Origin of the sequence: Burkholderia pseudomultivorans (assembly GCF_001718415.1) — a bacterium.
GTDB lineage: Bacteria > Pseudomonadota > Gammaproteobacteria > Burkholderiales > Burkholderiaceae > Burkholderia > Burkholderia pseudomultivorans_A.
Window position 1 is genome coordinate 2,347,244 of sequence record NZ_CP013377.1, and the last position, 19,475, is coordinate 2,366,718.

Annotated in this window: 19 protein-coding genes; 9 read left to right on the top strand and 10 right to left on the bottom strand. The window is 67.9% G+C overall.

Features of this window, described 5'->3' with window-relative positions; translation table 11 throughout:
- Nucleotides 1–9 precede the first annotated feature (9 nt).
- Entirely contained in the window at nt 10–801 is a 792-nt protein-coding gene (locus tag WS57_RS10075) for an NAD(P)H-dependent oxidoreductase (RefSeq protein WP_069244141.1), read from the bottom strand.
- A gap of 86 nt (nt 802–887) precedes the next feature.
- Between WS57_RS10075 and WS57_RS10080 the strand changes: the two genes are divergently transcribed.
- Both WS57_RS10080 and WS57_RS10085 read left to right on the top strand, forming a co-directional pair.
- Complete coding sequence (locus WS57_RS10080) at nt 888–1,781, top strand: LysR family transcriptional regulator (protein ID WP_040130302.1); 894 nt, start codon at nt 888–890, stop codon at nt 1,779–1,781.
- A 156-nt stretch (nt 1,782–1,937) separates the two neighbouring features.
- Nucleotides 1,938–2,342, top strand: a complete 405-nt coding sequence (locus WS57_RS10085) for a DUF2471 family protein (RefSeq protein WP_059519069.1) — start codon at nt 1,938–1,940, stop codon at nt 2,340–2,342.
- Between the two features lie 46 nt (nt 2,343–2,388).
- On the opposite strand, the gene WS57_RS10090 is transcribed toward WS57_RS10085, so the two are convergent.
- Nucleotides 2,389–4,422 carry an NADPH-dependent 2,4-dienoyl-CoA reductase gene (locus tag WS57_RS10090; protein ID WP_059519076.1) on the bottom strand — a complete coding sequence of 678 codons (2,034 nt, stop codon included), beginning with the start codon at nt 4,420–4,422 and terminating at the stop codon, nt 2,389–2,391.
- Between the two features lie 75 nt (nt 4,423–4,497).
- Here WS57_RS10090 and WS57_RS10095 point away from each other — a divergent pair, with 75 nt between their 5' ends.
- Entirely contained in the window at nt 4,498–5,571 is a 1,074-nt protein-coding gene (locus tag WS57_RS10095; RefSeq protein WP_059519078.1) for an AraC family transcriptional regulator, read from the top strand.
- Between the two features lie 78 nt (nt 5,572–5,649).
- Here the strand turns inward: WS57_RS10095 and WS57_RS10100 are convergent, their stop codons facing one another.
- The 4 genes from WS57_RS10100 to WS57_RS10115 form a co-directional block, all read right to left on the bottom strand.
- Entirely contained in the window at nt 5,650–6,765 is a 1,116-nt protein-coding gene (locus WS57_RS10100; RefSeq protein WP_009691695.1) for a branched-chain amino acid ABC transporter substrate-binding protein, read from the bottom strand.
- A gap of 246 nt (nt 6,766–7,011) precedes the next feature.
- Complete coding sequence (locus WS57_RS10105) at nt 7,012–7,461, bottom strand: aconitase X swivel domain-containing protein (protein WP_009691696.1); 450 nt, start codon at nt 7,459–7,461, stop codon at nt 7,012–7,014.
- A complete protein-coding gene (locus tag WS57_RS10110; protein ID WP_059519082.1) occupies nt 7,454–8,701 on the bottom strand; it encodes an aconitase X in 1,248 nt (415 codons plus the stop codon). The genes WS57_RS10105 and WS57_RS10110 overlap by 8 nt, the downstream gene beginning before the upstream one ends.
- A gap of 393 nt (nt 8,702–9,094) precedes the next feature.
- Nucleotides 9,095–9,523 carry a MarR family winged helix-turn-helix transcriptional regulator gene (locus WS57_RS10115; RefSeq protein ID WP_009691699.1) on the bottom strand — a complete coding sequence of 143 codons (429 nt, stop codon included), beginning with the start codon at nt 9,521–9,523 and terminating at the stop codon, nt 9,095–9,097.
- A gap of 73 nt (nt 9,524–9,596) precedes the next feature.
- On the opposite strand from WS57_RS10115, the gene WS57_RS10120 reads away from it, so the two are divergent.
- The 5 genes from WS57_RS10120 to WS57_RS10140 all read left to right on the top strand — a co-directional run bounded on the left by WS57_RS10120 (nt 9,597) and on the right by WS57_RS10140 (nt 15,245).
- Nucleotides 9,597–10,517, top strand: coding sequence for a LysR family transcriptional regulator (locus WS57_RS10120; RefSeq protein WP_059480748.1), 921 nt, complete (start codon nt 9,597–9,599; stop codon nt 10,515–10,517).
- A 111-nt stretch (nt 10,518–10,628) separates the two neighbouring features.
- Nucleotides 10,629–11,060, top strand: a complete 432-nt coding sequence (locus tag WS57_RS10125; protein WP_009691701.1) for a MarR family winged helix-turn-helix transcriptional regulator — start codon at nt 10,629–10,631, stop codon at nt 11,058–11,060.
- A 64-nt stretch (nt 11,061–11,124) separates the two neighbouring features.
- On the top strand, nt 11,125–12,216 hold the full coding sequence (locus tag WS57_RS10130) for an HlyD family secretion protein (RefSeq protein ID WP_040130310.1): 1,092 nt from the start codon (nt 11,125–11,127) through the stop codon (nt 12,214–12,216).
- Between the two features lie 13 nt (nt 12,217–12,229).
- On the top strand, nt 12,230–13,804 hold the full coding sequence (locus WS57_RS10135) for a DHA2 family efflux MFS transporter permease subunit (protein WP_069244142.1): 1,575 nt from the start codon (nt 12,230–12,232) through the stop codon (nt 13,802–13,804).
- Nucleotides 13,805–13,814: 10 nt separating this feature from the next.
- Nucleotides 13,815–15,245, top strand: a complete 1,431-nt coding sequence (locus tag WS57_RS10140; protein ID WP_069244143.1) for an efflux transporter outer membrane subunit — start codon at nt 13,815–13,817, stop codon at nt 15,243–15,245.
- Between the two features lie 64 nt (nt 15,246–15,309).
- Here WS57_RS10140 and WS57_RS10145 read toward each other — a convergent pair whose 3' ends face one another.
- The 4 genes from WS57_RS10145 to WS57_RS10160 form a co-directional block, all read right to left on the bottom strand.
- A complete protein-coding gene (locus tag WS57_RS10145) occupies nt 15,310–15,933 on the bottom strand; it encodes a LysE family translocator (RefSeq protein ID WP_059480759.1) in 624 nt (207 codons plus the stop codon).
- Between the two features lie 119 nt (nt 15,934–16,052).
- Nucleotides 16,053–16,685, bottom strand: a complete 633-nt coding sequence (yfcF, locus tag WS57_RS10150; RefSeq protein ID WP_081055883.1) for a glutathione transferase — start codon at nt 16,683–16,685, stop codon at nt 16,053–16,055.
- A gap of 133 nt (nt 16,686–16,818) precedes the next feature.
- Nucleotides 16,819–17,229, bottom strand: a complete 411-nt coding sequence (locus WS57_RS10155) for a TIGR02594 family protein (RefSeq protein ID WP_069244144.1) — start codon at nt 17,227–17,229, stop codon at nt 16,819–16,821.
- Nucleotides 17,230–17,356: 127 nt separating this feature from the next.
- The gene (locus WS57_RS10160; protein WP_155774282.1) at nt 17,357–18,406 is read right to left on the bottom strand and encodes a hypothetical protein; all 1,050 of its coding nucleotides are present in this window, start codon (nt 18,404–18,406) and stop codon (nt 17,357–17,359) included.
- Nucleotides 18,407–18,746: 340 nt separating this feature from the next.
- Between WS57_RS10160 and WS57_RS10165 the strand changes: the two genes are divergently transcribed.
- On the top strand, nt 18,747–19,358 hold the full coding sequence (locus WS57_RS10165) for a DUF6630 family protein (protein WP_059519094.1): 612 nt from the start codon (nt 18,747–18,749) through the stop codon (nt 19,356–19,358).
- Nucleotides 19,359–19,475: the final 117 nt, after the last annotated feature.

The window sequence follows — 19,475 nt, forward strand, 5'->3', positions numbered from 1 at the left end:
CGGGCACGTTCAATACTCGTGCGCGAGATGCGCGGCAAACCCCGTCTGCTCCGGCGCGATCTCCGCCTTCAGCGTCAGCGCCGGAATCTCGTAATCGCCCGCGTTCTGCCGCCGGTACGGAATCGGCGGCGTGTCGTGCAGCGCATCGAGACGCGCGCCGAGCGCCGCGCGCGTCGCCTCGAAACGCGCATCGTCCATCTTGCCGGTCCGGTAGATCACGAACGGCGGCAGCACGTCGAAGCCCGGGTAGTACAGCATGCCGTGCTGGATCGGGAACAGCAGGTCCTCGATCGGCCCGTTGATGCCGCGCGCGCCGTAGTGCGATTCCCAGCCGCCCGCCGTGACGATCAGCATCGCGCGCTTGCCGGCCAGCGTGCCTTCGCCGTAGCGGTCGCCCCAGTGCGTGTCCGAATGCTCGCCGACGCCGTAGGCGAAACCGTACGCATACACGCGCTCGACCCAGCCCTTCATGATCGCCGGCATCGAGAACCACCACAGCGGAAACTGCAGGATCACCGCGTCGGCCCACTTCAGCCTGGCCTGCTCGCGTGCGATGTCGTCGCGCTGCGTGCCCGTCTCGAACGCGCGCTTCGAGTCGAGCGAAGGATCGAAACGCGCATCGGCATCGGGCCCGCGATCGGTCGCGTCGTCCGCGTCGAGCGTCGCCTTCCAGTTCATCGCATACAGGTCGGAGACCTGCACCGCATGACCGGCCGCTTCGAGATGCGCGACGGCAAAGTCGCGCAGCGCGCCGTTCAGCGAACGCGGTTCGGGGTGGGCATAGACGATCAGCACATTCATGTTCGAGACTCCGTCGATGGCATGACCGCAGGATGCCGCCGCCTTCGGTATATTGGAAATGAATTCCCGATATGCCAGGTATAGCGATGAACAATCTCAGGCGTCTCGATCTGAACCTGCTCGTCACGCTCGACGTGCTGCTCGCCGAGCACAACGTCACGCGCGCAGCCGAAAAGCTGAACATGTCGCAGCCGTCGGTCAGCGTGCAGCTGCAGAAGCTGCGCGAGCTGTTCGGCGACCCGCTGTTGCTGCCCGGGCCGCGCGGCATGCGGCCGACCGCGCGCGCGGAAGCGCTGCGCGAGCCGCTGCGCGACGCGCTCGAGGCGGTCGAGCGCGCGGTGCTGCCGGCGACGCCGTTCGATCCCGCGACCGCGACGCATACGTGGCGCGTGGCCGCGACCGACTACGGCGAATCGACGATCGTGCTGCCCGCGCTGCCGGCGCTGCGCGCGGCCGCGCCGCGCACGCGGCTCGCGGTCGTCGAGCTGGTGCCGCCGCGCATCGAGCAGGACGCGGAGCGCAACGGGATCGATCTCGCGTTCCACATGACCGAAGGTTCGCCGGCCGGCATGAGACGGCTGCCCCTGTTCGTCGAGCGCTACGTGCTGGTCGGCCGCGCCGGTCACCCGAAGCTGAAGCGCCGCCCGACGCTCGCGCAATTCACCGCGCTCGAGCACGTGATCGTGTCGCCCGACGGCGGCGGCTTTTTCGGCGTCACCGACGAGGCGCTCGCGAAGGTGGGCGCGACCCGCCGCGTCGCGCTTTCCGTGCCGCACTTCCTGTTCTTGATGTCGGCCGTCGCCGCCACCGACCTCGTCGCGATGCTGCCCGAACGGCTGGTGCGCGACGCGCCCGCGCTGCGCGTCGTCGAGGCGCCCGTCGAGGTGCCCGGCTACGAGATGTCGATGCTGTGGCACGAACGCGTGCATCGCGATCCGGCGCATCGCTGGCTGCGCGAAACCATCGCGGCCGCGGTGTAACGCGACGATATCCCGCCTCGGCGCCTTGCCCGCCGCGCAAAATTTCGCAAGCCGGGACTTGAAACCGCATCGGACACTGTATATATTTACAGTGCTTTTGCACCATTTGACCCGAATTCCGTCAGGCATCGACGGACGGACTTTTGTGAGGCGACCATGTTCCAGTCATCCGCATTCGATCCCGAGCAACCCGGCTTCAATCCTGCCCATTTCGAGCGTGCCGCGCAGCGGGCCGTCGTCGATCTGCAACGCGTCGTCGGCGGTCCCGCGCAGCGCGCGCTCGGCCTGCGCCGACGCAGCCATCCGGCCGCGGTCCGCACGATGAGCTGGCAGGCGCTGCTCGACGTCGAAGAACTCGCGTTCTCGAATCCGGGGTTTCTGAACCGCAACGATCCGACCGTCGTCGATGCGTTCATCCGGCTGCGCGACAGCCGGCTGGTCGCCGCGGACGTCGACGAGCCGGTCGACTGGCGTCGCGACGACGACGACCTGCCGGCCGTCTACCTGATCGTCAAGGCGATGCTCGAAGCGGAGGCCGAGGAACGCGCCGAAGCGGCCTGAAGCGCACCGCCAGGCGGGCGCGCGTCGCGCGGCGACGGCGCGCGTGTTACAGCCGCGCCGCGAGCCGCGCGCCCTGGTCGATCGCGCGCTTCGCATCGAGCTCGGCGGCCAGTTCCGCACCGCCGATCAGGTGCACCGGGCGCCCTGCCGCCTGCAGCGGCGCGAGCAGCGCGCGCTGCGGCTCCTGCCCGGCGCACAGCACGATCGTGTCGACTTCGATCAGTTCGTGACCGGTGCGCTGCTCGCCGTACGACACGTGCAGCCCGCGCGCATCGATTCGCTCGTAGTTCACGCCGCCGATCATCTTCACCTGCTTCATCTTCAGCGTGGCGCGGTGAATCCAGCCCGTCGTCTTGCCGAGGCCCTTGCCGAGCGGCGCGGCCTTGCGCTGCAGCAGCGTCACTTCGCGCGCGGGCGGCGACACCTGCGCACGCGTCACGCCGCCGCGCGTCGCGGCCGGATCGGTCACGCCCCACTCCGCTTTCCACTCGTCCAGGTCGAGCGCCGGCGACACGCCGTCCTGCACCAGATATTCGGCGACGTCGAAGCCGATCCCGCCCGCGCCGATCACCGCGACGCGCCGGCCAACCGGCCGCTTGCCCGCGAGCACGTCGATATAGCTCAGCACGTTCGGCCCGTCCTGGCCGGGGATCTTCGGATCGCGCGGCGACACGCCGGTCGCGAGCACGATCTCGTCGTAGCCGCCCGCGATCAGCTCGCTCGCGTCGACGCGGCGGTTCAGGTGCAGCTTCACGCCGGTCAGCTCGACCTGCCGCGCGAAGTAGCGCAGCGCTTCATTGAATTCCTCCTTGCCCGGAATCTGCCTGGCCATATTGAACTGGCCGCCGATTTCGGACGCGGCATCGAACAGATCCACCCGATGGCCGCGCTGCGCGAGCACGGTCGAGCACGCGAGGCCGGCCGGCCCCGCGCCGACCACCGCGATGCGCTTCGGCTGCCGCGCGCTCGCGTAGACCAGTTCGGTTTCATGGCACGCGCGCGGATTCAGCAGGCACGACGCAATGCGGTTCTTGAACGCATGATCGAGGCACGCCTGGTTGCAGCCGATGCAGGTATTGATCTCGTCCGCGCGGCCCTGCGCGGCCTTGATCACGAACTCGGCGTCGGCGAGCAGCGGACGCGCCATCGACACCATGTCCGCGCAGCCGTCCGCGAGAATCTGCTCGGCCACTTCGGGCCGGTTGATCCGGTTGGTCGTCACGAGCGGAATGCCGACCTCGCCCTTCATCTTTTTCGTCACCCATGCGAACGCGCCGCGCGGCACCGACGTCGCGATCGTCGGCACGCGCGCCTCGTGCCAGCCGATCCCGGTGTTGATGATCGTCGCGCCCGCACGCTCGACCGCCTTCGCGAGCTGCACCGTCTCGCGCCAGTCGCTGCCGTCCGGAATCAGGTCGAGCATCGACAGCCGGTAGATCAGGATGAAGTCGCGCCCGACCGCTTCGCGCGTGCGCTCGACGATCTCGATCGGCAGCCTGATCCGGTTCTCGTACGAACCGCCCCATGCGTCGCTGCGCTTGTTCGTATGCATCGAGATGAACTGGTTGATCAGGTAGCCCTCGGAGCCCATGATCTCGACGCCGTCGTAGCCGGCTTCGCGCGCGAGCTGCGCGCAGCGCACGAACGCGCGGATCTGCCGCTCGACGCCGCGCGCGCTCAGCTCGTGCGGAGCGAACGGCGAGATCGGCGACTTGATCTTCGACGGCGCGACCGCGAACGGGTGATAGCCGTAGCGGCCCGTATGCAGGATCTGCAGCGCGATCTTGCCGTCCTCCGCGTGCACGGCATCGGTGATCGCGCGATGCCGCCGCGCGCCGGCCGAGGTCATCAGCGTGCCGCCGAACGGCTTGGTCCAGCCGGCCACGTTCGGCGCGAAACCGCCCGTCACGATCAGGCCGACGCCGCCGCGCGCGCGTTCGGCGAAATACTCGGCCAGCCGCGGCAGCGTCTTGCGGCTGTCCTCGAGGCCGGTATGCATCGAGCCCATCAGCACACGATTCTTCAGCGTCGTGAAGCCGAGATCGAGCGGCGCGAGCAAGTGGGGAAAGGGTGTCGTCATGATCGGCAGGCAGAGAAGCGATGGCTGCATCGTAGGCCGTGCGCCGCGTTGAACGTGAGGGGGCAAACAGCCATAATGCTTGTCATTTCCGGCCAATATCAGATGACCTCCCCATCCCGCAAGGACCGCCTCGGGCTGCGCCGGCCGACGATTCCGGTCGCGTATCCGCGCCTGCTGCTGCAGGCGCTGGCCGCGCGCGGCGTCGACCTCGACGCGGTGCGCGCCGGCACGGGCCTGCGCGACACGGTGCTGGCCGAGCCCGACGCGCGCGTCGCGCCGTCGCAATGGGGGCGGCTCGTGCTCAACGCGATCGAAATCGGCGGCGACCCCGGCATCGGCCTCGCGTTCGGGCTGCTGCTGAAGCCGACCGTGCACGGCTTTCTCGGCTATGCGACGCTGACCGCGCGGGACATCCGCGAAGCCTTGCAGGTCACGCACCGCTACTTCCGGATGCGCAACCGCCAGTATCGCCTGACCTATGTCGAGGACGAACGCGGCGCGACGCTCGAACTGCACGGCGTGCAGGCGAGCCCGGTGCTCCAGCATCACGTGATGTTCGAGTTCGTGCTGACCGGCCTCGCGCAGAACATCGCGCAATGGGCGGGGCGTGCGGCGCCGGCGATCGCGCTGCGGTTCGCGTGGCCGGAGCCGGCCTATTTCGCACGCTATCGCGACTGCCTGCCGCCCGTGGCCTTCGACTGCGCGGCCAATGCGCTGTGGATCGCGCGCGACGTGCTCGACTGGCCGCTGCCGTTCGCCGACGACGTCGCGCACCGGCAGGCGCTCGTGCAGGTCGAGCGCGAATATGCGCAGGTCCGTCAGGAGGAAGGCGACCTCGTCGAACGCGTGCGCGCGGAACTGGCGCGCGCGGCGGGCGACTATCCGGGGCCCGACACGCTCGCCGATGCGCTGCTCGTGTCGACGCGCACGCTGCGGCGGCGACTCGAAGACGCCGGATCGAGCTATCGCCAGCTGCTCGACGAAGCGCGGTTTCGCGACGCGAAGCAGTTGCTCGCGGCGTCCGATCTCGACCTCAAGACGATCGCCGAGCGCCTGCAGTTCACCGACCCGGCGAACTTCACGCGCGCGTTTCGGCGCTGGGCCGGACAGACGCCGAGCGCCTACCGGGCCGCGGCGGCCGCGGTGTAACGGGGTCGGCGCGGCGCCGGTGCGCGCTACGCGCCGGCCGCGCGCGATCGCCCGGCCGCACGGCCACCGCTCGCCGCGTTACCGCACCGGCGCCATCTGCCCGTTCTCGAACGTGAAGACGGTCGTCGGCGCGTCCAGCAGTTCGCCCTGCTTCGTGAACGCGTAGGTCGCCGCCACGCCGCGGTGCGACGCCGAGCGCAACGCCGGAATCAGCTTCGCGGGATCGGTCGTCTGCGCGGCCTCCATCGTCTTCGCGAGCAGCATCATCCCGTCGTAATACGTGATGCCGTAAGTCTGCGGCTCGCTCTTGAACCGTGCGCGATATCGCGCGATGTAGTCGCGGCCCGGTTCGGTGCCCTCGAGGCCCGTTCCGCTCATCGCGCAAAAGACGTTGCGCGACGCGGCCTGCGCGACCTGCGCCATATTGACCGAACAGATGCCGTCGCCGCCGAGCAGCTTGGCCCGCACGCCGCGCTGCACCATCTGTCGCGCCATCGGCGCCGCCTGCGCCGTATAGCCGCCGAAGAAGATCACGTCCGGGTTCTTGCCCTTGATCGTCGCGAGGATTCCGAGGAAGTCGTTCGCCTGCGAATGCGTGAACTCGCGCGCGACGACCTGCAAGCCGAGCGATTTCGCCTTGTCGATGAACTGCTCGGCCAGCCCTTGCCCGTATGCGGTGCGATCGTCGATCACGGCCGCCGTCTTCGCGCCCAGTTTCCCGGCGGCAAACGCGGCCATCGACGCGCCGAGCACCGAGTCGCTCGCGCCGGTGCGGAACAGGTTGTCGTAGCCGAGCGTCGTGAGCTGCGGATTCGATGCAACCGTCAGCATCGGCACGCGCGCCGCGCTGGTCAGGCGTGCGACCGGAATCGCGACGCCCGAGTTCTGCGGCCCGAAGAACGCGACCGGCCGCTGGTCCAGCAGGCGCTGCGCGACCTGCACGCCGGTCCGTGGATCGGCCTGGTCGTCCTCGGACATCATCCGGAACCGCACCGGCTGCCCGCCGACCTGGATCGGCTTCTGGTTCAGCGACTCGATCGCGAGCCGCAGGCCGTTCTCGTCGTCCTTGCCGCTGACCGATTGCGGGCCCGTCAGCGGCCCCGAGATCGCGATCGTGACGACCTGCTCCGCGTGCGCGATGCCGGTCGCGGCCGCGCCCAATACGAGCGATGCAACAACGATTTTCGTCTTCATGCAGTCTCCTCAACGAGTGCCCGCGATATCGCGAGCCGGATTGGGCCGGCGCCCCGGTGAGCACCGCGCCATCGCGCCCGAATGCGCGTTCCGGGCCGGTTCGACGCCCCGTGCTTGCGAACGGGACGCGTCCTGACGAAACGCCGGCATCCGTGCGCCGATTGGTATGTCATCCTAATCTTCAGGATGAAAACCGGGACGGCCGGGCATGCAGCGCGCCGGCCGTCGGGATCGGCAGGTGCGTCGCTACAGGTAGATCCGCGCGCCGCCGATACCGTCTTCCGCTTCGATCCGGATCGGCCCCGATGCGGCGGCGATCGTGTCGTACGCGGCTTCCGGCACGCACACGACCGGCACCGCGATCGCATAAAGCTCGGCCGCGACGATCGCGCCGATCGAGATGATCAGGTCGCGCTCCTTCAGGATGATCCCGACCGGGCCCGTGCCGTTGCGCACCGCTTCCGCGAGCACGCTGCTGCTCGAACTGGACCCTTTCGCATGCGCCATCACCATGATCCGGCCGGCGAGACTTGCGCCGGCCAGCGGATGGCCGCGATCGATGATCCGCCCGGCGGCCGAATCGTAGCCGCCCCAGAAGCTCAGCGGCTTCTCGAGCACCACCGTTTGCGCAACCGCATGCCCCGCGACGAGCGTATCGCCCGACAGCACCGCGCCCTCGCCCTTTGCTTCAGTCATCGAATCGCACCTTTCCTTCAAACGCCGACCGGACGCATTCGCTCATGCTGCCGTACGCGACCGTCACGCCGATATTCGCGGGCGCATACGACGCCCATTTGCCGGAATTGGTCATCACGAGCCCCGACAGCTGCTTCATCACGGGCGTGATGTACGTGCACGTGTCGACGACGATCTGGATGCCGCGCGCCGCGAAGCGGCTCGCAAGACCGAGTTCTTCGAGTTCCCACAAGATGAACCGGCTCGTATTCACGTAGAAATCGCACTTCGGCCGGCCTTCGAAACGGTCGAGCAGCGCAGCGAGCGTGCGGAATTCGGCGAGCGAGAAATGCGGCGTGCCGAGCGCGACCGCGACGAGCGCATCGCCTTGCGCGCCGTGGTTCAGCGTGCGGCGAATCTCGACGAGATCCGCCATCGAGACGTCGACCGTTTGCCGCGGCGCCTTGCCGTGCAGCGCCGCGTCGAGCGTCGGCGCCTCGGGCGTCACGCCGACCGCGTGGAACAGCGCGACGGCCCCGCTCGACGCGGCCGCCGCGCCGAGCGCCTTCAGCTCGTCCTCGGTGGTATCCGCCGGCAGCCCGACGATCACCGGCACGATCGCGCCGGCGATCCTGCCCACCAGCAGGCCGAGCGCCGCGAAGTAGATGTCGCGCGTCGGCAGATGGCTGAAATCCGGCGCCGTAAAGACGATCTGCCCGGCGCGGTTCGCTTCGACATGGAGCCCCGCATAGGGCGCACGCCCCGTGATCGCGGCGGCGAGGTCGAGGAAGTCGCCGTAACGGCTGGTGCGCGCGCCGAGCACCGAATTCGCGAACACGATCGCGTTCGACTCGGCCCACGCGATCTGCTCGCCGCGCGCGGGCCGGTTCTTCAACTGGTAGGGCGCGCAGGTGAAGCTCGACTCGCAGCCGAGTTGCAGATGCGCGTCCATCAGGCGCTGCGCGTCGCGCTGGATCGTGCGGTCGCCGTGGTACAGCTCGGGATGGATCAGGTCGAGCGAGCCGACGTTCAGCGTGGTCGGCACCGCGACCCGCGCGCCGGTCGCGACGAAGTATTCGACGAAGTCGAGGCTCGTCTGGCCGTGATAAAGACAGCCGTCGATGTGCGCCGACGTGATGTCGATCAGGTGCGGCGCGGACATCACGTCCGCCGTGCGCGCGACGATCCGCATCGCCCGCGCGACGCCTTCGCCGAAATCCCCGCGCAACATCGCGTCGTCGCGGTCGCTCAACTGCAACATAGGTCGCTCCTGTCGACGGCGCCCGCTGCGCCGCTCCGTGAAGTTCGTGATGCGACTGTACAACTGGAAATAAAATATGTCCAGAAAACTATCCATCCGGACGATATTCAGACCAATTCATCGACGATCGTGACCAATTTCAAAGGTTGACGCGGAGAAATCAGAAAATTGGATACGATTTTGCGCCAGTCAGGCAGGAGTGCATCGTACTCGACGCGTTCGGCAACGGACGCGCGCGCCGATGCGACGGCGAACGCCACGGCGTGATGAAACGGGGATCGATGGGGAACAGGGGTACGCGGGCGACGAGAAGCCCCGCCGGGCGGCTGCGAACCAGACCACGGCACTGGCGTCGCACATAGCCGCCGGCACGCCGGCGCGACCGGTTTTCCGTTACCGCTTGCCGGTCAGTTCGAACAGTTCTTCGCGCAACGCCTTCGCGCGGCCCTTGCCGAACTGCGTCTCGAACTCGTCCTGCGCCGCCTGCCACGCGATCTTCGCCTGCGCAAACGTGCTGGCGCCGAGCGCGGTCAGACCGAGCGCATGCGCACGCGCATCGTGTTCGGACGCGGCCGCCGCGACGAGCCCGTCGCGCTGCAACGGCTTCAGCGCGCGCAGCAGCGTCGTGCGATCCATCACGAGCGTCTCGGCCAGCTCGCTCATCAGCATGCCGGGCCGATGCGTCAGGTTCGCCATGATCGAGAACTGCGCGGGCGTGACGCCGACCGGGGCCAGATGACGTTCGTACAGTTGCGTGACGAAGCGCGTCGCCTGGCGCAGCGCGAGGCAGTTGCAGGCGTGGGCAATCCGGGTGTCGTTCATGATGCGCAATTTATATGTGCATATGCATAAAGTCAATGTACACTCCGCCGTAACGGCCGGCCAGGAGACGGACATGGACTATATCGACAAGCTGCGGATCTTCCGGTCGGTGGTGGAACTGCGCAGCTTCACGCGCGCCGCCGACATGCACGGTCTCGCCCGCCCGGTCGTGTCGCGCGCGGTCGCGGACCTCGAGGCGCGCTTCGGCGGCCGGCTGCTGCACCGGACCACGCGCCAGGTGTCGCTGACCGAAACGGCCGAGCGTCTCTACGAACGCTGCGCGGCCGTGCTCGACGAGCTCGACGCGCTCGAACTCGAGGCGCAGACGCAGACGCGCGAACCCGAAGGGCTGCTGCGCCTGGTCGTGCACACGACGGCCGCGCTGAACCAGCTCGTGCCGCTGATCGCCGGCTTCAAGAGCGCGCACCCGAAGCTGCGCCTCGACGTGACGCTGACCGAGCGGCCCGTCGATCTCGTCGGCGAAGGCTACGACATCGGCATCGTCGTGCCGTATATGCTGACGAGCGAAACGACCGTCGTGCGGCTCATCGCGCGGATTCCGTTCGTGATCGTCGCGACGCCCGCGTATCTGCGCACGCATCCGCGCCCCGCCACGCCGGCCGATCTCGCCGATCATCCGTTCGTGCCGCTGTCGCCGTCGCTGCGCCGGCCCGCGCTGTCGTTCCGCGTCGACGGCGACATCCTGACCGTGCCGTTCCGCTTCGACATCTCGTCGAACAGCCCCGTGTTCAACCGCGAGATGGTGATGCACGATTTCGGCATCGGCGTCGTGCCGAAAACGCTCGTCAGCGCCGAACTCGCGTCGGGCGCGCTGGTGCCGCTGCTCGAAGACGCCGAGCTGCTCGACGCGTTCGTCGAGATCAAGCTCGCCTACGCCAACCGCGCGCTGCTGCCCGCCAAGGTCAAGGCATTCATCGACTACACGACCCGCTACTGCGAGCGCGAAAACTGGATCACGTCGATGGCGGCCTGACGCGCGGGTTCTTCGCCCGCGCCGGCCCGCGCTCGATTGGTACGGCCGCGACACCAATCTGATCCCGCCTCGCACATCGCTCCACGCCCGCGCGCCGCTTAACATGTGTACATGCACATGACGACCCTCACCGACGACGATTGCTTCGCGATCCGGCAGGCCGCCCGCCGGATCTCGCAGTTCTACGAACGCTACCTGTCGCGGGCAGGCGTCACGCCGTCGCAATACAGCATTCTCGCGCTGCTGCGCGAACGCCCGGGATTGACGATGGCGACGCTGTCGGCCGTGCTGGTGATCGAGCGCACCGCGCTGCTGCGCGCGCTGCGGCCGCTGATCGGCGCGGCGCTGGTCGCGGGGCGGACCGAGCCGCGCTGCCGCCGGCAGACCTTCGCGCTCACCGCGCAAGGCGAGACGAAGATCGCCGAAGCGCACGCGCACTGGCGCGACGCGCAGCAGGCGTTCGAGCGGCGCTTCGGGCCGCAGCAGGCGGCGCGCCTCAGAGACGAGTTGTTCCGGATCACGCACAACCTGCCGGAACGTTGACCCTTTCCGCGATCGACACGGTATCGCCGATCGCTTTGATAAGTGCATATACATAGGTGAATCGATGGATACGACCCAAACTGCGGCTTCCCGCGAGGCAGCCACAATCGAACCGCCCGCGAAGCAGCGTCGTCGCGTGCCGTGGATGCGGATCGCGACCGGCGCCGTCGTCGTCGTGATCGTGGCGGCCGCGCTCGACTGGCTGTTCGTGCTGCGCTTCCAGGAGCGCACCGACGACGCCTACGTCGGCGGCGACGTGACGGTGCTCGCGCCGAAGGTCAACGGCTTCGTCGACCGGATCCTCGTGACCGACAACCAGCGCGTGAAGGCCGGCGACGTGCTCGTGCAGCTCGATGCGCGCGACTACGACGCGAAGCTCGCACAGGCCGGCGCGGAAGTCGACAGCGCCCGCGCGGCCGTCGCCGAGCTCGAAGCGAAGCAGCAGCTGCAATACGCGGTGATCGGCCAGCATGCGGCCGACAGGAGCGCCTCGTCGGCGGAGCTCACGCGCGCCGCGTCGGATCGCGTGCGCTACCGCGAGCTCGTGAAATCCGACGCGGTGTCGAACCAGATCGTCGAGCGCGCCGATGCCGATTACACGAAGGCGGATGCGGCCGTCGCGCGCAGCGACGCCGCGCTGCTCGCATCGAAGCGCCAGCTCGACGTGCTCGGCGCGCAGCTCGCCGATGCGCGGGCGCGCGTGAACACCGCACTGGCCGCGCAGCGCGTCGCCGCGCTCAACGTCGAGTACACGACGATCCGCTCGCCGGTCGACGGCTATGTCGGCAACCGCACCGGCCGCGTCGGGATGCTCGCCAACGTCGGCGTGCCGCTGCTGACGATCGTGCCCGCGACGGGGCTGTGGATCGACGCGAACTTCAAGGAGGACCAGCTGCGCAAGATGCGCGCCGGCGATCGCGTCGACGTGACGCTCGATGCGTCGGGCACGCCGCTGCACGGCCGCATCGACAGCCTCGCGCCCGCGACCGGCGCGACCTTCAGCGTGCTGCCGCCCGAGAACGCGACCGGCAACTTCACGAAGATCGTCCAGCGCGTGCCGGTGCGCGTGCATCTCGATCCGCAGCCGGGCCTCGAGCGCGTGCTGCGCCCCGGCCTGTCGGCGGTCGTGACCGTGCACACCGCGCACGCGAACTGACCGGGAGCCGACCATGAACACCGCTTTCACCGGCGACCCCGCGTCGCAACCGATCCGGCAGCGCGTCTTCGCGTTCGCGCTGATGTGCGTCGGCTTCTTCATGGCGACGCTCGACATCCAGATCGTCGCATCGTCGCTGCGCGACATCGGCGGCGGACTGTCCGCGAGCCAGGACGAGCTGTCGTGGGTGCAGACCGCGTACCTGATCGCCGAGATCATCGTGATCCCGATGTCGGGCTGGCTGTCGAAGGTGATGTCGACGCGCTGGCTGTTCGTCGCGTCGGCGGTCGGCTTCACGATCACGAGCATGCTGTGCGGCCTCGCGTGGGACATCGACTCGATGATCCTGTTTCGCGGCCTGCAGGGCGCGCTCGGCGCCGCGATGATCCCGACCGTGTTCACGACCGCATTCGTGCTGTTCCCCGGCCGGCAGCGGCTGATCGCGTCGACGACGATCGGCGCGCTCGCATCGCTCGCGCCGGCGATCGGGCCCGTGATCGGCGGCTGGATCACCGATCAGTGGTCGTGGCACTGGCTGTTCTACCTGAACCTCGTGCCGGGCATCGCGGTGGCCGCGCTGGTGCCGCGCTACGTGCATATCGACGAGCCGAACGTCGGCCTGCTCAAGCGCGGCGACTATCTCGGCATCGCGCTGATGTCGGGCTTTCTCGGCTGCCTCGAATACGTGCTCGAGGAAGGCCCGCGCAAGAACTGGTTCAGCGATCACGTGATCGTCGGCTGCGCGTGGATCGCCGGCATCTGCGGCTTCCTGTTCATCGTTCATGCGCTGAGCGCGGACGAGCCGATCGTCGACCTGCGCGCGCTTGCCGTGCGCAACTTCGGGATCGGCAGCCTGCTGTCGTTCGTGACGGGCATCGGGATCTTCGTGACGGTGTTCCTGACGCCGCTGTTTCTCGCGCAGGTGCGCGCGTTCAGCTCGCTGCAGATCGGCATCGCGCTGCTGTCGGTCGGGGCGTTCCAGTTGATCGCGCTCTGCGCGTATGCGTTCGCGGCGCGCTACCTCAGCCTGCGCGCGCTGCTCGTGTTCGGGCTGGTCTGCTTCGGTCTCGGCTGCTACCTGTATACGCCGATCACGCACGACTGGGGCTGGCGCGAACTGCTGCTGCCGCAGGCGCTGCGCGGCATCGGCCAGCAGTTCAGCGTGCCGCCGATCGTGACGATGGCGCTCGGCTCGCTGCCGCAGTCGCGGCTGAAATCAGCCAGCGGCCTGTTCAACCTGATGCGCAATCTCGGCGGTGCGATCGGCATCGCGGTCAGCGCGACGATGCTCAACGACCGGCTGAACTTCCACTATCTGCGCCTGAACGAGCACGTGAGCGCCGGCGAGCCGCAGATCGCGTCGCTGCTCGATCGCCAGGCCGCGTACTGGGCGTCGGTCGCCGGCAATACGCTGAACACCGCGCAGGCCGGGCTCGCGAACCTGCACCGGCTGATCTATCGCGAAGCGCTGACGCTCACCTATGCGGATGCGTACTACGCGCTGTCGCTGTGCTTCGTCGTCGCGCTGATCGCCGTCGTTTTCTCCAAACCCATTTCGCTGAACGCGCCGCCGCCCGACGCGCACTGAGGTCATCATCATGAAAAAGCTACTCGTCGCGCTCGCCGTCAGCGCGTTCGCCGCCGGTTGCGCGGTGCAGCCGGCGCAGCATCCCGCGTTGCACGACTCGGTCCGGACGCTTGCGCCGACCGCGTGGGATACCGAGGTCCCGCGTGCGGACATCGACGCCGCCGCGTGGTGGGCGCAATTCCGCGACCCCGTGCTCGACCGCCTGATCGCAACCGTGCTCGACGACAACCTCGACCTGCAGGCGGCCGCCGAGCGCGTGAAGCAGGCGCAGGCGCTGACCGTGCAGAAGCGCGCGGTGCTGCTGCCCGAGCTCGACGCGACCGCGCATGCGTCCGACGCGCGCCAGAACGTTCCGCCGCCGCTCGGCTACGTGAAGCAGGCCGGCGCGGGCCTCGCGCTGAGCTGGTCGCCCGACGTGTTCGGCGGCGAACGGCTCGACCTGCTGGCCGCACAAGCCGCGCTGGTCGGGCAGAAGCATGCGGAAGACGCGATGCGGCTCGCGCTCGCGGCCGATGCGGCCGCCGCGTACGTCGACCTGCGCTGGGCGCAGCAGGAACTGAAGATCCTGCAGGACAACGCAACGATCCGCCAGCATGCGCTCGAACTCACGCGCAAGCGGCAGACGTTCGGGCTGTCGACGGAACTCGACGTCACGCGCGCGCAGAACCAGCTCGATGCGCTCGAAGCGCGGATTCCGCCGACGCAGGCGCAGATCGCGCATCAGCTCAATCTGATTGCCGTGTATGCGGGGCGCACGCCCGAATCGGTCGACCGGCTCGTGCTCGCGCAGCCCGGCGATATTCCCGCGCCGCCGGCCGGCTCGCCGCAGACGCTGCCTTCGCAGGCGCTGCTGCGTCGCCCCGACGTGCTGGCCGCGTATGCGCAGGTCGAGCAGCGGGCAGCGCAGGTCGGCGTGGCGAAGGCCGAGCGCTATCCGAAGTTCTCGCTGAACCTGACCGACGGGATTCTCGCGGCCTCGTATCTCGGGCTGCCGACGCTGACCGACAACCTGTTCAGTGCGGCCCTCAGTGCGACGAGCCCGATTTTCAATGCCGGAAGGATCACCGCCGATATCGCGCAAAGCGAAAGCCGGATGCGCGAATCGGAACTCGGCTTGAGGCAGACGATGCTGCAGGCGTTGAGGGAGGTCGAAGATGCGCGCGCCAATCTGGTCAGTACGGACCAAGCGACACGGCGGCTCGACAGCGCGCTGGCCGCTTCGGACAAGGCGCTCGGGCTGGCCAATCAGCTCTACAAGGGCGGTGCGACGGATTTTCTGGATGTGCTGTCCGCGCAGGAGGTGTATCTGCGCGACTCGGATTCGCTCAATCAGGTGAAGCGCGAGCATGCGCTCGCGGCGGTCGCGCTGTATCGGTCGCTGGGCGGCGGGTGGAGCAGGAATGAGGCGGGGGAAGCAGCGGAAGCCGTGGCGAGGAATTGAGGATGCGATGCGGGCGCCGGATGCAGGCCCGGCGCCGGGCGTGTGTGCGACAGCGGGTTCCGGCTTAGCGATCGAGCGCCAGCTTCGCGCCGAGCCCGAGCAGGATCGTTCCCATCACCGCGTCGATCGGCTTGCGCAGCCTGGCATAGCCGACCTGCACGCGATTCGTCGAGAACAGCACGGCGACCGTGCAGAACCACGTCAGCGACACCGCGACGACCACGGCCAGCGTCGCGCCGTGCACCCATGCCGGCGCATGCGCGGGCAGCAGCGTGACGAACAGGCTGCCGAAGAATGCGGCGGCCTTCGGGTTCGTCAGGCCGACCAGCAAGCCTTTGCGATACGCATGCGCGCCGCCGCGCACGGCCGGCTGGCGCGCGGCTTCCGGCTGCTGCGCCGACTGACGCAGGCTCGACAGCGTCTTGATGCCGAGGTAGATCAGGTAGGCGGCGCCCGCGATGCGGATCGCCTCGTACAGCCACGCGAGCTTCGCGACGACCAGCCCGAGCCCGAAGATCGCCATCGCCGCCCAGACGGCATGCGACGACGCGATGCCCAGCGCGGCCAGCAGGCCGGCGCGGCGGTTGCCGAGCGCATGGGACGACACGGCGATCAGGTCGGGGCCGGGGCTGACGCAGGCCAGCAACATCACGCCGCCGACTGCGGCGAGTTGGGGAAGATAGCTCATGGCGGTTCGGATGGTTTCGTGTGGGTGAACGGGAAGACCGGCCTACTCTAGCACGGCGGTTTTCGACGCGCTCGGCGCGGCCGCGTCGGGCGACAACGCCACCGGGGCGCTGCGTTGCATCACAGCGGCGGCCGCTTCAGCTTCACCCAGCGCTGCACCGACGGCCGCTCCCATTGCGCGCGCGCATAGTCGGCCAGACGCTGCGGCACCCGATCGTCGTTCAGCACCAGACGGTTCAGCATCACCGCGAGATCGACGTCGGCAATGCTCCACTCGCCGAACAGGTTCGCCGCGCCCGGCGCGAGCAGTTTGTCGGCGGCCGCGAACAGCTTCTGCGCGGCGGCCTGCGCGAGCTTCGACAGCGGCTCGCTCGACGGGCCGTAGAACAGCACTTCGGTCGACCGTTCGGTGCGGATCGGCATCAGGTCGCTGCGCAGCCACGCCTGCACCTGCCGCGCCCGCGCGCGCTGGCGCGGATCGACCGGATAGAGCCGCACGCCGGGGAAAGTCTCGTCGAGATATTCGGTAATCGCCGACGACTCCGACAGCGCGAAATCGTCGTGCACGAGCGTCGGCACGCGCTGCGTCAGCGAGGTCGCCGCATAGTCGGGCGCGAAGTGCGCGCGGTTGCCGAGATCGACAGTCACCAGTTCGTAAGGCAGCGTCTTTTCCTCGAGCGCGACGAATACGGACATCGCGTAAGGGCTCGCGTATTGCGCGTCCGCGTAGAGACGGAGATTACCGGTTTGCACTGCAGGCTCCTGATGGATGCGGAGATCGAGTCGGCACGGGCGGTGCCGCGCGCGGCTCCGAAGGGTCAAAACAGTTCGCGACAGTTTAGCAACGCCGTGACATGCCGTTGCGACGATTCGATGCGCGGCGGCGTTATCCGGCGTCGGGCCAGCGGTATCCGATTACCTCGCCGAGCGGATACGCAAGCTCGCGCACCTCGTCGAGCTGGTTGCCGCCGAACAGATGCACGTGCTCGTCGTCGTGACGCAGGTAGAACCCGACATGGCCCTTCCAGCTCGCCGGATCGTCACGCGTCAGCACGGCGATGCAGCCGTAGACCGGCTTGTCCAGCGGCCTGCCCCATTCGAACCACGACCGCGCGAGCGCGGAGCCCGTGCCGCGAATCCCGGCGCGCGTCATGCACCAGTTGACGAACGACGAGCACCACGAAATCTTGTCGTCGTAGCCGACCAGGTTCGTCTGGTTGTTGTATTCGACGATGCGCGGGTTGATGCTGCCGGGCGGGTGGCGGCGGATGCCGAGTTCGGCCAGGGCGACGGGCATCCAGGGGGCAAGGACTGAATTCGGATCGCGTTCGGGGTTCGATCGGGTCACGTCGGTCTCGGTTGGGATGGGTCGCCGTCAATCTTCGCACGAATGCGGCACGGTCCGCCCGCTGCGACACGCAATGTCACTTCGCCCCGAAAAGTAACGTATAGCGTCGACTCGCCTGATCGTCCGACTTGCCCGCAACCTCGATGTTGGCACCGATGCCGTTCATCTGAACCGTCACCGCACCGCCTTCCAGCACTTCGTCCGCGACATGCAGCGCGGTTCCGGCCGGAATCCCGAACTCGAGATACTGGTGCCGCTCCAGTGCGAGCGAACTCACGCGTTCAGCCGAATTCGCGAAGTCGTTGTCGTCAGGGACATACATCCAGGCGCCCGCCGGAATGCGCATGACGTCGACCTTGAGCGTCGACGCGAGCACGCCCTCGCGAACGGCCGGCTCGCCTTCCGGACTCCGATAGACGGTTATCTTGCGATCCGCGGCGAGATCATAGCCGGCGACGTGCTGCCGCTGCGCCGACACGCACGTAAATCGAGCGGACCCGTCGATGTCGAACGCGCCCTTCGCACACCGGACGCCGAACGTGGACCATTCGCGCGGCAAGGTGCCGGAGATCGTCCCCACGCGCGTGGCGTCCGTATCGATCGCTTCGATGTGGCTGCCGGTCGGCAAAACGACGTCGCCCGCACGAAAATCCGACGCCAGCGTGCACACGACTTTCTTTTGATAGTCGCGACTGACCTGCCCGGCGCGATAAGAGAACGGGCCGGCCGCGCAAGCGATGCCTTCGAAGCTTGCCGGCCGGGCCAGCGTTCCTTCCGTGAGATAAGTGCCCTTACCGACGGAGGCATCGATCGAGTCGGACGCGAAGTCGCCGCTCACGGCGGCGCCCCACAGCGGCGTGTTCGGCGGGACGGTGCCGCCCGTTACCGCATGCGGCCAGTCGGGGCTCTGCACGACGGTCGACCCTGCCGGAAACGTTGCGCCATCGAAGACGGCAGGCTGCGTCAGATGGTGCGTGTACCACGCGACACGGGCCCGCTCGTAAAGCTGCTCGATCGCCGTGCTGCCGGCGAGCATGATGACCTCGATGCCCGCGATGACGATGCAGCCGATCAGGCTGCGCTTCCAGAGCCGGCTCTCGCGAATGGTCCGACCGAGGCCGAGCAACGCAACGACGACGATCAGGCCGATTGTCGCGACGAGTGCCAGGAACATCGCAATGGCAAATCCCGAGATTCCATAGAGCATCAACGCTGGAGTTCCTTTTATCCGGCAGCAAAGTGTGTGTGTCGAAACTTCGGGAAGAAACGCGCGACCACATTATCGCGACGAGTTTAACCGCAGACGGCCCGAAGCGGCCGATCCGCGCGCATTCCCCGCGACAGTCGGTTTCGATGTCGAATCGATATCGCTCTAAACTGAGTGTGCCGTGACTGTTCGGTCAACGCCGTCTCGCGTTGTTCGCCCACACACGGTCGACCACCAGACGAACAAACAGGAAAATCTCATGGTCCGTCTTTTCAGGCGCTGGTTCGGTAACAGCAAGGCAGTCGACGCGAATAACCCGCCTGAGCCGGCAGAGCCGTCGATTTCCGATGCCGAGATGCTGCGCGACTACTTCTCGCCGTCGCCAGAGGCCTTGTCGGCCCTCGCCGATCTCGTGGAAATCATCGTCAAGCCGCTCGACGCCGCCACACGCGAGCGCCTCGTCGCGTATGTACACCACGCGGAGCCGGGCGAGGACGCGTCGTCGATACTCGACTGGGTGCTCACGCGCGATGTCAGCACGACGCCGGAAGTCATCGACACTTCCGACTGGTGCCTGTGCATCTCGGTCGACTGGCGCGCGTCGGATAACATCGAATGGCAGGCAAACCAGATGCTGGATACGCTGGGCGTCGCGGAGCGCTGGACCTGGAGCGCCGACGGCGACGTTCCCGCCGGATTGAGCGTGCTGGGTCGATGGCTGCACGACAGGGGTTATGTGCTGCTGCACCTCGACAACGGATCCGATGAATACACGGCGTTCGCCGTCGGGCATGAGGACCTCGATCGGGTACTCGCGCTTGCGAAGGCCGCCGGCGCCGATATCTCGACGGACATCGAGTTTCGCTCATAACGCGCCGGCACTCGCGCGTCAACCGCACGCACATCGCATCCCCCGCCCCGGTTTCGACCACGTCCCGCATCCTCGCGCCCCTTCAATATAATTCATGACATGCCGCCGTTTCATGCG

What these genes read in the sequence shown, in the direction of transcription:
- WS57_RS10075 (WP_069244141.1), bottom strand. Translation starts at nt 801, where the DNA reads ATGAATGTGCTGATCGTCTATGCCCACCCCGAACCGCGTTCGCTGAAC.
- WS57_RS10080 (WP_040130302.1), top strand. Translation starts at nt 888, where the DNA reads ATGAACAATCTCAGGCGTCTCGATCTGAACCTGCTCGTCACGCTCGAC.
- WS57_RS10085 (WP_059519069.1), top strand. Translation starts at nt 1,938, where the DNA reads ATGTTCCAGTCATCCGCATTCGATCCCGAGCAACCCGGCTTCAATCCT.
- WS57_RS10090 (WP_059519076.1), bottom strand. Translation starts at nt 4,422, where the DNA reads ATGACGACACCCTTTCCCCACTTGCTCGCGCCGCTCGATCTCGGCTTC.
- WS57_RS10095 (WP_059519078.1), top strand. Translation starts at nt 4,498, where the DNA reads ATGCTTGTCATTTCCGGCCAATATCAGATGACCTCCCCATCCCGCAAG.
- WS57_RS10100 (WP_009691695.1), bottom strand. Translation starts at nt 6,765, where the DNA reads ATGAAGACGAAAATCGTTGTTGCATCGCTCGTATTGGGCGCGGCCGCG.
- WS57_RS10105 (WP_009691696.1), bottom strand. Translation starts at nt 7,461, where the DNA reads ATGACTGAAGCAAAGGGCGAGGGCGCGGTGCTGTCGGGCGATACGCTC.
- WS57_RS10110 (WP_059519082.1), bottom strand. Translation starts at nt 8,701, where the DNA reads ATGTTGCAGTTGAGCGACCGCGACGACGCGATGTTGCGCGGGGATTTC.
- WS57_RS10115 (WP_009691699.1), bottom strand. Translation starts at nt 9,523, where the DNA reads ATGAACGACACCCGGATTGCCCACGCCTGCAACTGCCTCGCGCTGCGC.
- WS57_RS10120 (WP_059480748.1), top strand. Translation starts at nt 9,597, where the DNA reads ATGGACTATATCGACAAGCTGCGGATCTTCCGGTCGGTGGTGGAACTG.
- WS57_RS10125 (WP_009691701.1), top strand. Translation starts at nt 10,629, where the DNA reads ATGCACATGACGACCCTCACCGACGACGATTGCTTCGCGATCCGGCAG.
- WS57_RS10130 (WP_040130310.1), top strand. Translation starts at nt 11,125, where the DNA reads ATGGATACGACCCAAACTGCGGCTTCCCGCGAGGCAGCCACAATCGAA.
- WS57_RS10135 (WP_069244142.1), top strand. Translation starts at nt 12,230, where the DNA reads ATGAACACCGCTTTCACCGGCGACCCCGCGTCGCAACCGATCCGGCAG.
- WS57_RS10140 (WP_069244143.1), top strand. Translation starts at nt 13,815, where the DNA reads ATGAAAAAGCTACTCGTCGCGCTCGCCGTCAGCGCGTTCGCCGCCGGT.
- WS57_RS10145 (WP_059480759.1), bottom strand. Translation starts at nt 15,933, where the DNA reads ATGAGCTATCTTCCCCAACTCGCCGCAGTCGGCGGCGTGATGTTGCTG.
- WS57_RS10155 (WP_069244144.1), bottom strand. Translation starts at nt 17,229, where the DNA reads ATGCCCGTCGCCCTGGCCGAACTCGGCATCCGCCGCCACCCGCCCGGC.
- WS57_RS10165 (WP_059519094.1), top strand. Translation starts at nt 18,747, where the DNA reads ATGGTCCGTCTTTTCAGGCGCTGGTTCGGTAACAGCAAGGCAGTCGAC.